The following is a 15,285-nucleotide window of genomic DNA, read 5'->3' on the forward strand; positions in this document are numbered from 1 at the left end:
GGCGGCCGGGTCGCGGCCGGGCCGTCAAAAGCACGCCGGCGGAGCAGCGGGCGCGCCGGGGAGGATCGTCAGCGCGCGGTCCACACGCGCGCCCCGCCGCGCGCCGGTGCGGCACCGCCGACCGCCGCCACCGCCGGACGCGGCCGGGGCGGGCGCCGCTCGGCCCGGCGCAGCCAGCGCCACAGCGCCACCCCGGCGAGCACCGCCGCCGGGTGCCCGACCGCGGTGACCACGTCCTTGTCGGAAGCGATCTGCTCGGCGATCATCAGCCCGGCCCCGCCCAGCGCGAGCAGCCGCCCGCGCCAGGAGAGCAGCCCGGCCAGCGCCCCCAGACAGGCGAGCACGCCGTAGCTGACGCCGATGTCCAGGTGGTCCATCATCTCGGGCGCCAGCCGCCCGGTCTCCACCGCGGTGATCACCACACCCTGGGAGAGCAGCGTGGCCGCGACGTGGCCGATCGCGAAGACCACCGCCGCCCTGGCCGGGCCGACCTTGCGCTCCAGCGGTGCGAGGGTGAACGCGAATCCCCACAGGTAGGGCATCCAGACTTCGCCGGCCACCCAGCATCCACTCAGGACCAGGGCCCGCAGCGGGTGCTGCAGCAGGTTGTGCCCGTCCGAGCTGGAGGCCTCCTGCAGCCGCTGCACGAGCCCGGGATCGGCGAACCGCGCGAAGGTCGTGGTGGCGCCCACCACGGCGAGGTACCCGAGCGTGAAGGGGTTGCGCCGGGGCGTCGGCACCCGGTCCAGCAGCCATCGCGTGACGCCGGTGCGCAGCCCGTGGCGGAGCATCCCGTACGGCGCTCCCGCGGGCGCCCGCCCGTCGACGACCCGCCGCAGTCCCGCCATGCCGCCTCCGCTCCACGCCGCGGCCGACGGCTCCCGCCCGGTGCGAACGCACCGGCGCGCACCGCGGGTTCGGCCCGGTCGGGTGTTGTCGTGGCCACGGTACGTCGAGGTTCTGAGAGGCAGCTGGGAAAAGCCGGTGAGGACCGCCGACGCGGCGGACCGCCGAATTCCCGATATTGGTCCAGACCTTCTTTCGATTGACGCGTCAGTAGGCCCTCTGACCGGCGACTTGACGTCAACTCCACTGCATACGCACCGTTACGCGGTGAAAAATCGCCGGGTAAGGTATCGGCCCGTGCCCACTCGCGCAGTGGGTCCGCGGGCGGCCCGAACAGCCGGCCCGAGGGCCGGAAACGTCCGGTCCACCTGCCGGAAAGCATCCGCTGTCCGTACGCTGCGAAGTGCGCGGGAGAAGTGGGCGGCCGACGAATCCGTCCTCGCCTCCCGATCGCACGACGGGACGGCGGACCCGGCACAGTCCACGACGGAACAAGACTACGAGCGGAGCCCCGCCATCCCCACAGGTGGCCGGCCCGCAGCCCTGGGGGCGGTGGCGTGACCGTGACAGAAATTCAGCAGGAGAACCACAACACCGGCGGCGCGGTGAGCAGCCAACGCAGAGTGCTGGTGGTGGAGGACGAGCCGACGATCGCCGAGTCGATCGCGGCCCGACTGGGCGCGGAGGGCTTCAAGGTCGCCGTGGCCCACGACGGCCCCGGCGCGGTCGACGGCTTCCACACCTGGCAGCCCGACCTCGTCGTCCTCGACATCATGCTGCCCGGCTTCGACGGCCTGGAGGTGTGCCGCCGGATCCAGGCCCAACGCCCGGTCCCGGTCCTGATGCTGACCGCGCGCGACGACGAGACGGACCTGCTGGTCGGCCTCGGCGTGGGCGCGGACGACTACATGACCAAGCCGTTCTCGATGCGCGAACTGGCCGCCCGGGTCAACGTGCTGCTGCGCCGCGTCGAGCGCGCCCAGCAGGCCGCCCGGACGCCCGCGCTCGGCAGCCTGCGCTTCGGCGAACTGGAGATCGACCACGTGCAGCGCCGGGTCCGGCTGTCCTCGGGCGACGTCCACCTGACGCCGACCGAGTTCGACCTGCTCGCCTGCCTGGCCGCCCAGCCGCGCGCGGTGCTCACCCGCGAGCAGCTGCTGGCCGAGGTCTGGGACTGGACCGACGCCTCCGGCACGCGCACCGTGGACAGCCACGTCAAGGCGCTGCGCCGGAAGATCGGCGCCAGCTGGATCCGCACCGTGCACGGTGTCGGGTACGCACTGGAGGCCCCGCTGTCCTGACGGCGGACCTCTCGGGCGACGGGCCTCCGGGGGGCCCGTGTCCCGAACGACGCCGTGCCACCACGCGGGGGACACACGCGGGACCACAGGGATCAATGACCTTTCCACAGCAACGCAACGGGGAATCCGACGGCGCGCGGCCGCAGACACTGGCCGCCCGCGCCGCCCACCGGGTCTGGACCGACATCCGGCCGCTCGACCCGGTCCGCTCGATCAAGGGCAAACTCGCCCTGCTGGTGATCGTCTCCGTGTTCCTGGCCACCGGGATGGTGGTCGTGGCGATCCGGTCCGAGACCCAGATCCGGATCATCATGGTCTTCTCCATGATCGCCTCGCTGCTCTTCATGCAGTTCCTCGCGCACGGGCTGACCGCCCCCCTGCGCGAGATGACGGCCGCCGCCCGCGCGATGGCCTCCGGCGACTACAGCCGCCGGGTCGAGGTGAGCTCCCGCGACGAGATCGGCGAACTGGCGGCCGCCTTCAACGCCATGGCCGCCGACCTGGAGGCCGCCGACCAGCACCGCCGCGAGCTGGTCGCCAACGTCTCGCACGAGCTGCGCACGCCGATCGCCGCACTGCGCGCCGTCCTGGAGAACGTGGTCGACGGCGTCGTCCAGCCCAACCCGGCGACCCTGGGGGCGGCCCTGGAGCAGACCGAGCGGCTCGGCCGCCTGGTCACCCACCTGCTCGACCTCTCCAAGATCGACGACGGCGTGGTCGACCTGGACGCCCGCCCCTTCGAGGTGCGCGAGTTCCTGGACGGCGTGCTGCGCGGGGTCACCGTGGACGGCGCGACGGCCGGCGGGGCCTTCTCCCGGCGGGGGGACGTCCGGCTGGCCCTGGAGGTCAGTCCGGCCGGCCTGACCGGCGTGGCGGACCCGGAGCGCCTCCACCAGGTGGTCGCCAACCTGGTCGACAACGCCTGCAAGCACTCCCCGCCCGGCGGCACCGTGACGGTGCGCGCCCGGCCCGACGGCAGCGCCGGCGGCCTGCTGCTGGAGGTCCAGGACGAGGGCCCGGGCATCCCCCCGGCCGACCGCGGCCGGGTCTTCGAGCGGTTCAGCCGCAGCGGCACCGCGACCGCCGCCGGGCCGGGCGCGGACGGCGGCACCGGCCTGGGCCTGGCCATCGCCCGCTGGGCGGTGGACCTGCACGGCGGACGGATCGCGGTGGCCGAGTCGCCGCGCGGCTGCCGGATCGAGGTCCGGCTGCCGGGGCGGCGCCAGGACGACGGCCGGGACATTTGTCACAGGTCCGACACAGACGCATACGAAGATCGTTAGAGGATTTCCGCAGGGGTTTGTCCGGTTTCCTCCGGCTATTGACCTTGTTCGGCGCCGATCGGTTCCCCTCAGATGCGGCTTTCTAACGCACTTTTTCAGCCAAACTGCAGGTCAGGACTGTGATCTGGACGACGCCTGGCCCCCGGGGACTGCGCGATCACTGGTCAGGGGCGTAGCCTTAATCCCCGCTGTCCAAACATCCCAAAAGGAAGCGGAAGAGGGCGGTTGCCGCCGTGTCGCCACAGTCCCCTGAAACCCCCAACAGCTCGGCAAGCTCCACTGGCTTCGGCCCCAATGAGTGGCTCGTCGACGAGATCTACCAGCAGTACCTCCAGGACCCGAACTCGGTCGACCGAGCCTGGTGGGACTTTTTCGCCGACTACAAGCCCGGTACCGAGGTGACCCCAGTGACCCAGGCCGCGACCCAGGCCGGCCCCGCGCCGACCCCTGCCGCTGCCCCCGCGCCCGCCGCAGCTGCTCCGGCCGCGCCCGCCCCCGCCGCACCGGCCGCCCCGGCCGCTCCGGCCCCGGCTGCCGCCCCGCTCGCCGCCGCGCCCGCCGCGCCCCCGGCTCCGAAGGCCGCCGCCCCGGCCCCGGCCGCACCCGCCGCCGCCGGCCCCGAGCTGGTCCAGCTGCGCGGCCCGGCGAAGGCCGTCGCCACCAACATGGACGCCTCGCTGGAGGTGCCGACCGCGACCTCGGTCCGCGCCGTGCCGGCGAAGCTGTTGATCGACAACCGCATCGTCATCAACAACCACCTGCAGCGCGCCCGCGGCGGCAAGGTCTCCTTCACCCACCTGATCGGTTACGCCCTGGTCCAGGCCATCAAGGCCGCCCCGGGCATGAACCACAGCTACAAGGTGGAGGACGGCAAGACCTTCCTGGTCAAGCCGGAGCACGTCAACCTCGGCCTGGCCATCGACCTGGTCAAGCCCAACGGCGACCGCCAGCTCGTCGTCGCGGCCATCAAGAAGGCCGAGACGCTCGACTTCTTCGGCTTCTGGCAGGCCTACGAGGACATCGTCCGCCGGGCCCGCGCCAACAAGCTGACCATGGACGACTTCACCGGCGTCACGGTCTCGCTGACCAACCCCGGCGGCATCGGCACCGTGCACTCCGTGCCGCGTCTGATGCAGAACCAGGGCACCATCGTCGGCGTCGGCGCCATGGAGTACCCGGCCGAGTTCCAGGGCTCCGCCCCGGAGACCCTGTCCCGCCTGGGCGTCTCCAAGATCATGACGCTGACCTCGACCTACGACCACCGCGTCATCCAGGGCGCGGCGTCCGGCGAGTTCCTGCGCGAGATCCACCGCCTGCTGCTCGGCGAGAACGGCTTCTACGACGAGATCTTCGAGTCGCTGCGGATCCCGTACGAGCCGGTCCGCTGGGCCACCGACGTCGCCACCACCCACGACGACGAGGTCAACAAGACCGCGCGCGTCATGGAGCTGATCCACTCCTACCGGGTCCGCGGCCACCTGATGGCCGACACCGACCCGCTGGAGTACAAGCAGCGCAAGCACCCCGACCTGGACGTCACCACCCACGGCCTCACCCTGTGGGACCTGGAGCGCGAGTTCGCGGTCGGCGGCTTCGGCGGCCAGCGGATGATGAAGCTCCGCGACATCCTCGGCCTGCTGCGCAACACCTACTGCCGCACCGTCGGCATCGAGTACATGCACATCCAGGACCCGAAGCAGCGCAAGTGGCTGCAGGAGCGCCTGGAGAAGCCGTACTCGAAGCCGGAGCGCGAGGAGCAGCTGCGGATCCTGCGCCGGCTGAACTCGGCCGAGGCCTTCGAGACCTTCCTCCAGACCAAGTACGTCGGCCAGAAGCGCTTCTCGCTGGAGGGCGGTGAGTCGCTGATCGCGCTGCTGGACGCGACCATCGACGCCGCCGCCGAGCACCGCCTGGACGAGGCCGTCATCGGCATGGCCCACCGCGGCCGCCTGAACGTGCTGGCCAACATCGTCGGCAAGCCGTACGGCAAGATCTTCGGCGAGTTCGAGGGCAACCTCGACCCGAAGTCGATGCACGGCTCCGGCGACGTCAAGTACCACCTGGGCGCCGAGGGCACCTTCACCGGCCTTGACGGCGAGACCATCAAGGTCTCGCTCGCCGCGAACCCCTCCCACCTGGAGGCCGTGGACCCGGTCGTCGAGGGCATCGCCCGCGCCAAGCAGGACATCCTGGACCAGGGCGGCACCACCTTCCCGGTGCTGCCGATCCAGATCCACGGCGACGCGGCCTTCGCCGGCCAGGGCGTCGTCGCGGAGACCCTGAACATGTCGCAGCTGCGCGGCTACCGCACCGGCGGCACCGTGCACGTCGTGGTGAACAACCAGGTCGGCTTCACCGCCGCCCCGGCGTCCTCGCGCTCCTCGATGTACTGCACCGACGTGGCCCGCATGATCGAGGCCCCGATCTTCCACGTGAACGGCGACGACCCGGAGGCCGTGGTCCGCGTCGCGCGGCTCGCCTTCGAGTTCCGCCAGGAGTTCCACAAGGACGTGGTGATCGACCTCATCTGCTACCGCCGCCGCGGTCACAACGAGGCCGACAACCCGTCGTTCACCCAGCCGCTGATGTACGACCTGATCGACAAGAAGCGCTCGGTGCGCAAGCTGTACACCGAGGGCCTGATCGGTCGCGGCGACATCACCATGGAAGAGGCGGAGCAGGCGCTCCAGGACTTCCAGGGCCAGCTGGAGAAGGTCTTCGCCGAGGTCCGCGACGCGGCCCAGGCGCCGGCCGGCGCCACCGCGGGCAAGCCGGTCGCCGACTTCCCGGTCTCCATCCAGACCGGCATCTCCCAGGAGATGGTCAAGCGGATCGCCGCCTCCCAGGTGAACCACCCGGACTGGCTGACCGTCCACCCGCGCCTGCTGCCGCAGCTGCAGCGCCGGGCCGGCTCGGTCGAGGACAACACCATCGACTGGGCGATGGGCGAGACCCTCGCCATCGGCTCGCTGCTCATGGAGGGCCACCCGGTCCGTCTGGCCGGCCAGGACAGCCGCCGCGGCACCTTCGGCCAGCGGCACGCCGTCCTGATCGACCGCAAGACCGGCGAGGACTACACCCCGCTGCAGTACCTCACCGAGGACCAGGCCCGCTACACCGTCTACGACAGCCTGCTGTCGGAGTACGCGGCCATGGGCTTCGAGTACGGCTACTCGCTGACCCGCCCGAACGCGCTGGTCATGTGGGAGGCGCAGTTCGGCGACTTCGTCAACGGCGCGCAGACCATGGTGGACGAGTACATCGCCTCCGCCGAGCAGAAGTGGGGCCAGCACTCCGGCGTCACCCTGCTGCTGCCGCACGGCTACGAGGGCCAGGGCCCGGACCACTCGTCCGCCCGCCCGGAGCGCTTCCTCCAGCTGTGCGCGCAGAACAACATGACGGTCGCCATGCCGACCCTGCCGTCGAACTACTTCCACCTGCTGCGCTGGCAGGCGCACAACCCGCACCACAAGCCGCTGGTCGTCTTCACCCCGAAGTCGATGCTGCGCCTGAAGGCCGCGGCGAGTGCGACCGAGGAGTTCCTGTCCGGCTCGTTCCGCCCGGTCATCGGCGACACCACCGTCGACCCGGCGCAGGTCCGCAAGGTGGTCATCACCGCCGGCAAGTTCTACTACGACCTGGAGGCGGCCCGCACCGAGCGCGGCGTCACCGACACCGCGATCGTCCGGGTCGAGCGGCTCTACCCGCTGCCGGTGGCCGAGCTCCAGGAGGAGCTGGCCCGCTACGGCGACAACGTCCAGTTCGTCTGGGCGCAGGAGGAGCCGGACAACCAGGGTGCCTGGCCGTTCATCGCGATGAACCTGGTCGACCACCTGCAGGTCGTCATCGGCCGCAGCGCCGGCGACTCCCGCCTGCGCCGCGTCGCCCGCACGACGGCCTCGTCCCCGGCGGTCGGCTCGGCCAAGCGGCACGCCGCCGAGCAGCAGGCGCTGATCGAAGAGGTCTACTCGCTCTGACGCCCCGCGGCTCCCGCGCCTGAGGGCTCACCGGCCCCCGTCCTCCCCCACCCGGGAGGGCGGGGGCCGCGTCGTTCGCGGGAGGCGGCGGGAGGCGGCGGGCGACGGGAGGCGGGGCGGCGGGAGGCGGGGCGGCGGGAGGCGGGCGGACCACGCCACGACGGCCGACCCGGCCGGTCTATCCTGACCAGGTCAATCCCCACCGGACCGGAGCGAACCGTGTACTTCACCGACCGAGGCATCGAGGAGCTGGCGAACCGGCGCGGCGAGGAGGAGGTCACCCTCGACTGGCTGGCCGAGCGCCTGCGCGAGTTCGTCGACCTCAACCCGGACTTCGAGATCCCGGTCGAGCGGCTGGCCACCTGGCTGGCCCGGCTCGACGACGAGGACGACGAGTGACCGGGTGACGGCCGCCGAGAGGCCCGGGAGGCAACCGCCTCCCGGGCCTCTCGCGTACCTGCGGACGGGCCTCGGGGGGGGGCGGGTCGGGGACGGCTCGGGGACGGCTCGGGGGCGGATCGGGGTCCGCTCGGGGTCGGGATCCGGGTCCGGCAGGCTTGACTCTCCCAGCACGCGATATATCGTCTTTAGCAGAGAACGCGATACATCGCGATCGACGAACGGGAGGCGGCAGAGATGAGCCAGTGGACGATCGACGGGCCCGAGAGGATCACCATCGACGAGGCGGTCCGCGCGCTGCACGTGCGGATCATCGACGGCACGGTGAACGTGGTGGCCGCCGAGGGCCCCACCCGCCTGGAGGTCACCGAGCTCCGGGGCGAGCCGCTGCTCGTGACCCTGGTGGACGGCGTCCTGACGGTCACCTACAAGGACATCAACAGCTGGGGCGACTTCGGCGACTCGCTCAAGTCGATCAACTCGGTCAAGAGCTTCATCGCCTCGATCAAGCACAAGCGGGTCGCCGGCATCACCGTGACCGTCCCGGCCGACGCCGAGGTCAAGGTCGGCACCGTCTCCGCGGACGCCACCGTCTCCGGCACCGCCGGACACGTCTCGGTGCAGAGCGCCAGCGGCGACACCACCCTGGTCGGGCTGACCGGCCGCACCGACGCCAACAGCGTCACCGGCGACGTGGACGCCCAGTCGGTCGGCGGGCAGCTCCGGGTCAACACCGTCTCCGGGCAGCTCACCGTGGTCGCCGGCACCGCCGACCGGGTCCAGGCCAACACCGTCACCGGTGCCGTCACCCTGGACCTCGACGTCGACGGCGACGCCGACGTCAAGGTCACCACCGTCAGCGGCCCGGTCGCGGTCCGCATCCCGTCCCGCACCGACGCCCGGGTCGAGGCCGGATCCACCAGCGGCGACATCTCCAGCAGCTTCGACCAGCTCAAGCTGAGCGGCACCTGGGGCGCCAAGAAGCTGTCCGGCCAGCTCGGCGAGGGCCGCGGCAGCCTCAACGTCACCACCGTCTCCGGCGCGGTCACCGTGCTGAGCCGCCCCGAGCCCGAGGACGAGGGCCCGGTCAAGGAGCTGCCGGCCGCTCCCGGCAAGCCCGACCTCACCAAGGAGGCCTGAGATGACCCCCGTGTTCGGCCACGGCCGGCTCCGGCTCTACCTGCTGAAGCTGCTCGACGAGGCCCCGCGGCACGGCTACGAGGTGATCCGCCTGCTGGAGGAGCGGTTCCAGGGCCTGTACGCCCCCTCGGCCGGGACGGTCTACCCGCGACTGGCCAAGCTGGAGCAGGAGGGCCTGGTCAGCCACAGCACCGAGGGCGGCCGCAAGGTCTACCGGCTGACCGACGCCGGTCGCGCCGAACTGGAAGCCCGGCAGGGCGAGTTGGACGAGCTGGAGCTGGAGATCCGGGACTCGGTGGCACAGCTCGCCGGGGCGATCCGCGAGGACGTCCGGGACAGCGCCAAGGACCTGCGCGAGGAGCTGTGGAAGGCCGCCAAGCAGGCCCCCCGGCCGGGCCGCGCCGGGCAGGAGGGCGACCCGTGGGCCGGCCCCTGGGGTGACAACGACTCCTGGCAGCGCGCCAAGGAGGAGTTCAACCAGTTCAAGCGGCAGGCCAAGGAGCAGGCCAAGCGCGCCCGGGAGCAGGAGAAGGCGGCCAAGGCCAAGGCGAAGGCCGCCGAGGACGAGGCCCGCCGGCTGCGCGAACAGGCCAAGGCCTCGCGCACCGCCGCCCAGCAGGAGGCGCTGCGGATCAAGCGCCGGGTCGAGCAGCAGGTGCGCGAGCACGCCGCGAAGGGCGACTGGCCGACCGGGCTGGCCGAGGGCCTGGCCGAGCTGACCAAGGGCCTGTCCGGCCTGGCCGACGCGGCCCGCTGGGGCCACCCGTCGGACGAGCCCGCGCCGTCGGACGAGCGGATCACCGTGACCCGGATCGACCTGGACGAGGACGGGCCGGCCGACCTGCCCTCCTGGGCGCGCACCGACCCGGCCGGGGACCCGGCCCGCGAGCTGGAGCGCCTGCTCGACCGCTTCCGCGACCAGGTCCGCGACGCGGCCCGGGACGGCGTGGTGAGCGCGGACGCGCTGGCCGAGGCCCGCACGGTGCTGGGCGCCGCGGGCGAGCGGCTGAAGCGGCTGCTCGGCTGACGGACGCACGACCGAGGGACAGGCCGCCGTGGCACGGCGGATCCGGGCCCGGTGCTCCCGCGCGGAGCACCGGGCCCCCACGCGTCAGGGGTTGAGGACGATCTTGCCGAAGACCTCGCCCTTGGCGAGCCGGGCGAAGCCGTCCCGGGCCTCGCCCAGCGGCAGCACCGAGTCGATCACCGGGCGGACGCCGGTGTTGGCGCAGAGCGCGAGCAGCCCGGCCAGCTCCTCCTTGGTGCCCATGGTCGAGCCGACCACCCTGAGCTCCAGGAAGAAGATCCGGTTCAGTTCGGCGGCGCTCGGGTTGGGGCCCGAGGTGGCACCCGAGATGACGATGGTGCCGCCCGGGCGCAGCGACTTCACCGAGTGCGACCAGGTCGCGGCGCCGACCGTCTCCATCACCGCGTCCACCCGCGCGGGCAGCCGGGCACCGCTCTCGAAGGCCGCGTCGGCGCCGAGCTCCACCGCCCGGCGGCGCTTGGACTCGTCCCGGCCGGTGACCCAGACCCGCAGGCCGGCCGCCTTGCCGAGGACGACCAGCGCGGTCGACACGCCGCCGCCCGCCCCCTGCACCAGGACGGTGTCACCCGGCTTGACCCCGGCGTTGGTGAACAGCATCCGGTAGGCCGTCAGCCAGGCGGTGGGCAGGCAGGCGGCCTCCTCGAAGCTCAGCTCGGCGGGCTTGGGCAGCAGGTTCCAGGTGGGCACCGCCACCTGCTGGGCGAAGGTGCCCTGGTAGCGCTCGGTCAGGATGGAGCGCGGCTCCTTCGGGCCCACCCCGTGGCCGGTCTGGCCGATGACCGAGTGGATGACCACCTCGTCGCCGTTCTCGTCGACGCCCGCCGCGTCGCACCCGAGGATCATCGGCAGCTTCTCGGCCGGCAGGCCGACCCCGCGCAGCGACCACAGGTCGTGGTGGTTGAGGCTGGCGGCCTTGACCGTGACCACGCTCCACCCGGGGCGGGCCTGCGGCTCGGGGAGTTCGCCCAACTCCAGTCCGCTGAGCGGGTCGTCGGCATCGATACGTGCGGCGTAGGCAGCAAACATGATCCGGACGATAGCGGCGACGGCCGAGGCCGGGAACCACGCGTGGGTGTGACGCGCGTCCCGGCCTCGGGCCGTTTGCCGGAGGTCCGGCCGGATCGTCGGACCGTACGACCGGACAGGCGGACCGGACGACCGAGCGGGTCCGAACCGGACGGACGGAACCGTCGGATCCGGACGGCCGGACCGTCAGATCCGGGCCACGCCCTCCGCCCGGGCGGCCTCGGCGACGGCCTTGGTGACGGCCGGGGCGACCCGCTCGTCGAACGGCGAGGGGATGACCTTCTGCGGCGTCAGCTCGTCGGCCACCACGCCGGCCAGCGCCTTGGCGGCGGCCAGCTTCATGCCCTCGGTGATCCGGCTGGCCCGGACCTGCAGCGCCCCGGCGAAGATGCCCGGGAAGGCCAGCACGTTGTTGATCTGGTTCGGGAAGTCGCTGCGGCCGGTGGCCACCACCGCCGCGTACTTGTGCGCGACCTCGGGGTGGATCTCCGGGGTGGGGTTGGCCATCGCGAAGACGAACGCGCCCTCGGCCATGGTCGCGACGACCTCCTCCGGCACGGTGCCGCCGGAGACGCCGATGAACACGTCGGCGCCGGCCAGCGCCTCGGCCAGCGAACCCTTGACGCCCGAGCGGTTGGTCAGCGCGGCGATCTCGGCCTTGACGTCGGTGAGGTCGCCGCGGCCCTCGTACACCACGCCCTTGCGGTCGCAGACCGCCACGTCGCCGATGCCGGCCGCCACCAGCATCTTGGCGATGGCGATGCCGGCCGCGCCGGCGCCGGAGATGACGGCCCGCAGCGAACCGATCTCACGGCCGGTCACCTTGGCCGCGTTCCACAGGGCGGCGGTGGTGACGATCGCGGTGCCGTGCTGGTCGTCGTGGAAGACCGGGATGTCCAGGGCCTCCTGGAGCCGGCGCTCGATCTCGAAGCAGCGGGGGGCGGAGATGTCCTCCAGGTTGACGCCGCCGAAGGAGGGCGCCAGCCGGACCACGGTCTCGACGATCTCGTCGACCCCGGTGCAGGCGAGCGCGATCGGCACCGCGTCCACGCCGCCGAACTGCTTGAACAGGATGGCCTTGCCCTCCATCACGGGCAGCGAGGCCTCGGGGCCGATGTCACCGAGGCCCAGCACCGCGGTGCCGTCGGTGACCACCGCGACGGTGTTGGACTTCCAGGTGTAGTCGTCGACCAGCTCCGGCTGCTCGGCGATGGCCGTGCAGACCCGGGCGACACCGGGGGTGTAGGCGAGGGACAGGTCGTCCGCGTCGCGCACCGGGACGGTCGCCCGGATCTCCATCTTGCCGCCGCGGTGGAGCGCGAAAACCGCGTCGACCGGATCGTCGGTGTCCTGGGTGCTGCTGATGATCTCCGCTGCCACGATGACCTCTTCGTCATTGTCCGGCGAGGACGCGCGACCGACGGGCAGGACGACCCGCCCGGACGCCGGAAACCGGGTACGCCGAAGCGGACCCGGGGGCAGGGTCGGGGCGCTGCCGTCGGGCGGCGCCCTCGGATGAGGGTTTTATGGGGTCTTGTGTTGTCCGCAGTGCTGCCGGGCCGAGCCTAGGTGGGACAAAGGCATCGCACCTATGCCTTTTCGTCCTCGTCACGTACGGTTCATCGCCGCGCTGTCACCTCACAGGGGCCCGGCATCGGAAGCACCGGGCTCCGGCGGCAACGGCATGAGCGCACGCACACCCGCAGGAGTGAACGCAGACGCACGGGGAGTTCGGCACTCCGGATACGGAGCCACGTGAGGACTTCCGTTCCCGAGCACCCCGAGCCTGTCGGGGCTCGGCGGTCTGGTTCGAGCGTTCGGGGGTCACCCGGTACCGAATTCTGACACACCCGCCGCCGGGCCCGGCAGGCCGGGATGGCAGGATCGCTTGTCCGCCATTTCGCGTACACCACCGCGACACCGTGGCGACCGCACGTCCCTCCCACAGGAGCAGCCCTCATGCCTCACCCTCTCCCCCTCCCCCGCCCCGCCCTGGCCGGCGCCGTCCTGGCCACTGCCGGTGCCCTGCTGCTCACCGGGTGTGGAGGTGGCGGCGGGCAGGCCGCCGCGGACGACCCGGTCAAGGACATCCGCGGCAAGCTGCCGAAGGCCCAGCGCGCGGCCGGAGTGCTCCGCATCGGCATGGACGTCAACTACGCCCCGGTGGAGTTCCGCGGCCAGGACGGCAAGCCGGCCGGCCTGGACCCGGACCTCGCCACCGCCCTGGGCAAGATCCTCGACGTGCGGGTCGAGTTCGTGGACACCACGTTCGACAAGCTGATACCGAACCTGCAGGGCAAGCAGTACGACGTGGCGATGTCGGCGCTCAGCGACACCCGCGGGCGCCGCGACGGCCTGGACGACAACGGCAAGCAGGCCAACCCCGGCGTGGACTTCGTGGACTACTTCATCGCCGGCACCTCGATCGTCGTCCCGAAGGGCAACCCCAAGGGGATCAAGACCCTGGACGACCTGTGCGGCAAGACCATCGCGGTCCAGCAGGGCACCACCCAGGACGAGATCGCCACCCGCCAGGTGGCGGTCTGCACCCGTGCCGGCCGCCCGCTGACCGCGCACCGGATGGACAGCGACGCCAAGGCGCTGGCCGAGGTCGCCTCCGGCGCCGCCGCGGCCGGGCTGAACGACTACCCGGTGGCCGCGTTCGCGGCGAAGGGCCCCGACGGCGCCGGCCGTTTCGAGCTGACCGGCGCGCAGTCCACCTCCAACCCGTACGGCATCGCGGTGCGCAAGACCGACACCGAGCTGCGCGACGTGCTGGCCAAGGCGGTCGACCAGCTGATCCGCAGCGGCGACTACGACAAGATCCTCACCAAGTGGAACGTCAGCGCCGGCGCGGCACAGAACGCCGTGGTCAACGGGGGCATCTGAGCAGGCGGGCGGCGGGCCTCCGGGCGGAGCACAGAGGGATCTGGATACTTATGCGCAGGGTGACAGGGGCCCGGGATCAGTTCGAATAACGGACAGTGTGACCCCTCGTTATCCGATTTTGATCTGGATCAGGGCCACCTGACCGTCCTCAGATGGCAGGATTCCCCACATCTCGGATCGAGCCGGCCACTGGTCGAGGCGGTTCGGTCGACGTCCACCTCGGCGGAGGGTGGCGGCAGCAGCACCTCGTACGACCCTGGGCGGTCCCAGCGCCCAGGCACTGCAGAACCCGGCCTGCCCGTACGACGACGTACGACGGCACACCCGTACGGCGCCGTACGGCTCGCACCCCCGGTGCGCCGCTCCCGCGGCGCGTCCGCCCGACCTTCTCTCCCAGGAGGAGATCCCCCTCATGACCGCCCGTACCAAGCGCAACCGGCTCATCACGGCCGGTGTGGTCGCCGCTTCCGTCTCCCTCGTGCTGACCGGTTGCGGCAGCAGCAAGTCGTCGTCCGGTTCCTCGACCGGTGCCAACCCGAGCGCGTCGGTCCCCGCGGTGACCGCCGACCCGGCGCTGGCCGCCCTGGTCCCCGCCGACGTGAAGTCCGCCGGCAAGGTCGTCGTCGCCACCGACGCCTCCTACGCGCCCAACGAGTTCAAGGACGACAAGAGCGCCATCGTGGGCATGGACGTCGACATGGCCAACGCCATCGCCAAGAAGCTCGGGCTGACCGCCGACGTGCAGAACGCCACCTTCGACGCGATCATCCCCGGCATCGCCGGGAACAAGTACACGATGAGCCTGAGCTCCTTCACCGACACGAAGGAGCGCGAGGCGTCGGTCGACATGGTGACCTACTTCAGCGCGGGCACCAGCGCGGCGGTCAAGAAGGGCAACCCGGACAAGATCGACCCGAACGACCTCTGCGGCAAGAAGGTCGCCGTGCAGACCGGCACCACGCAGGCCAAGGAGATCACCGACACCATCAACCCGGCCTGCGTGAAGGCGGGCAAGCCGCCGGTGCCGAACGACGGCGACAAGTTCGACCTGCAGACGGACGTCACCCAGGCGCTGGTCTCCGGCCGCGACCAGGTCATGCTGGCCGACTCCCCGGTCGTCGACTACGCCATCAAGCAGACCAACGGCCAGCTGGAGAAGGTCGGCACCGTGACCGACACCGCTCCCTACGGCGTCGTGCTGCAGAAGGACTCGCCGCTGTCCAAGGCCGTCCAGGGCGCCGTGCAGTCCCTGATGGCGGATGGCACGTACAAGGCCATCCTGGAGAAGTGGGGCGTTCAGGCGGGCGCGATCGACACGTCCGTCGTCAACGGCGCCACCAGCTGAATCCGCGGTCTGAATCCAACCCCTGAGGCCA

11 protein-coding genes are annotated in these 15,285 nt (G+C 71.7%); 8 read left to right on the plus strand and 3 right to left on the minus strand.

Translation table 11 applies throughout. From position 1 onward, the window contains the following. Positions 1–68: 68 nt before the first annotated feature. Positions 69–848 (minus strand): rhomboid-like protein, encoded by a 780-nt coding sequence (locus tag AB0Q99_RS07645; protein WP_363569394.1) that lies wholly within the window; start codon positions 846–848, stop codon positions 69–71. 561 nt (positions 849–1,409) lie between these two features. Between AB0Q99_RS07645 and AB0Q99_RS07650 the strand changes: the two genes are divergently transcribed. From AB0Q99_RS07650 to AB0Q99_RS07675, 6 genes are all read left to right on the plus strand, one after another. Then, on the plus strand, positions 1,410–2,147 hold the full coding sequence (locus AB0Q99_RS07650) for a response regulator transcription factor (RefSeq protein WP_360253917.1): 738 nt from the start codon (positions 1,410–1,412) through the stop codon (positions 2,145–2,147). Between the two features lie 95 nt (positions 2,148–2,242). After that, positions 2,243–3,430: a HAMP domain-containing sensor histidine kinase gene (locus tag AB0Q99_RS07655; RefSeq protein ID WP_363569395.1), complete on the plus strand. Its 1,188-nt coding sequence runs from the start codon at positions 2,243–2,245 to the stop codon at positions 3,428–3,430. A 233-nt stretch (positions 3,431–3,663) separates the two neighbouring features. After that, positions 3,664–7,407 carry a multifunctional oxoglutarate decarboxylase/oxoglutarate dehydrogenase thiamine pyrophosphate-binding subunit/dihydrolipoyllysine-residue succinyltransferase subunit gene (locus tag AB0Q99_RS07660; protein ID WP_363569396.1) on the plus strand — a complete coding sequence of 1,248 codons (3,744 nt, stop codon included), beginning with the start codon at positions 3,664–3,666 and terminating at the stop codon, positions 7,405–7,407. Positions 7,408–7,626: 219 nt separating this feature from the next. After that, positions 7,627–7,806: a DUF6104 family protein gene (locus AB0Q99_RS07665; RefSeq protein WP_363569397.1), complete on the plus strand. Its 180-nt coding sequence runs from the start codon at positions 7,627–7,629 to the stop codon at positions 7,804–7,806. A 237-nt stretch (positions 7,807–8,043) separates the two neighbouring features. Next, complete coding sequence (locus AB0Q99_RS07670) at positions 8,044–8,946, plus strand: DUF4097 family beta strand repeat-containing protein (RefSeq protein ID WP_363569398.1); 903 nt, start codon at positions 8,044–8,046, stop codon at positions 8,944–8,946. Position 8,947: 1 nt separating this feature from the next. Then, the gene (locus AB0Q99_RS07675) at positions 8,948–9,973 is read left to right on the plus strand and encodes a PadR family transcriptional regulator (protein WP_363569399.1); all 1,026 of its coding nucleotides are present in this window, start codon (positions 8,948–8,950) and stop codon (positions 9,971–9,973) included. Between the two features lie 84 nt (positions 9,974–10,057). Here AB0Q99_RS07675 and AB0Q99_RS07680 read toward each other — a convergent pair whose 3' ends face one another. Together AB0Q99_RS07680 and AB0Q99_RS07685 are read right to left on the minus strand one after the other, a co-directional pair. Continuing rightward, positions 10,058–11,020, minus strand: coding sequence for a zinc-binding dehydrogenase (locus tag AB0Q99_RS07680; protein ID WP_363569400.1), 963 nt, complete (start codon positions 11,018–11,020; stop codon positions 10,058–10,060). A 186-nt stretch (positions 11,021–11,206) separates the two neighbouring features. Continuing rightward, positions 11,207–12,400, minus strand: coding sequence for an NADP-dependent malic enzyme (locus AB0Q99_RS07685; protein ID WP_363569401.1), 1,194 nt, complete (start codon positions 12,398–12,400; stop codon positions 11,207–11,209). Between the two features lie 579 nt (positions 12,401–12,979). Here AB0Q99_RS07685 and AB0Q99_RS07690 point away from each other — a divergent pair. Both AB0Q99_RS07690 and AB0Q99_RS07695 read left to right on the plus strand, forming a co-directional pair. Next, positions 12,980–13,909: an ABC transporter substrate-binding protein gene (locus tag AB0Q99_RS07690; RefSeq protein ID WP_363569402.1), complete on the plus strand. Its 930-nt coding sequence runs from the start codon at positions 12,980–12,982 to the stop codon at positions 13,907–13,909. 412 nt (positions 13,910–14,321) lie between these two features. Beyond that, positions 14,322–15,254 (plus strand): ABC transporter substrate-binding protein, encoded by a 933-nt coding sequence (locus AB0Q99_RS07695; RefSeq protein WP_363569403.1) that lies wholly within the window; start codon positions 14,322–14,324, stop codon positions 15,252–15,254. Positions 15,255–15,285 lie beyond the last annotated feature (31 nt).

It is taken from the genome of Kitasatospora sp. NPDC086791 (assembly GCF_040685975.1).
Classification (GTDB): Bacteria; Actinomycetota; Actinomycetes; order Streptomycetales; family Streptomycetaceae; genus Kitasatospora.

Bases quoted from the DNA above. Each gene is read 5' to 3' on its own strand.
- AB0Q99_RS07645 (WP_363569394.1), bottom strand. From the start codon at position 848: ATGGCGGGACTGCGGCGGGTCGTCGACGGGCGGGCGCCCGCGGGAGCG.
- AB0Q99_RS07655 (WP_363569395.1), top strand. From the start codon at position 2,243: ATGACCTTTCCACAGCAACGCAACGGGGAATCCGACGGCGCGCGGCCG.
- AB0Q99_RS07670 (WP_363569398.1), top strand. From the start codon at position 8,044: ATGAGCCAGTGGACGATCGACGGGCCCGAGAGGATCACCATCGACGAG.
- AB0Q99_RS07675 (WP_363569399.1), top strand. From the start codon at position 8,948: ATGACCCCCGTGTTCGGCCACGGCCGGCTCCGGCTCTACCTGCTGAAG.
- AB0Q99_RS07680 (WP_363569400.1), bottom strand. From the start codon at position 11,020: ATGTTTGCTGCCTACGCCGCACGTATCGATGCCGACGACCCGCTCAGC.
- AB0Q99_RS07690 (WP_363569402.1), top strand. From the start codon at position 12,980: ATGCCTCACCCTCTCCCCCTCCCCCGCCCCGCCCTGGCCGGCGCCGTC.
- AB0Q99_RS07695 (WP_363569403.1), top strand. From the start codon at position 14,322: ATGACCGCCCGTACCAAGCGCAACCGGCTCATCACGGCCGGTGTGGTC.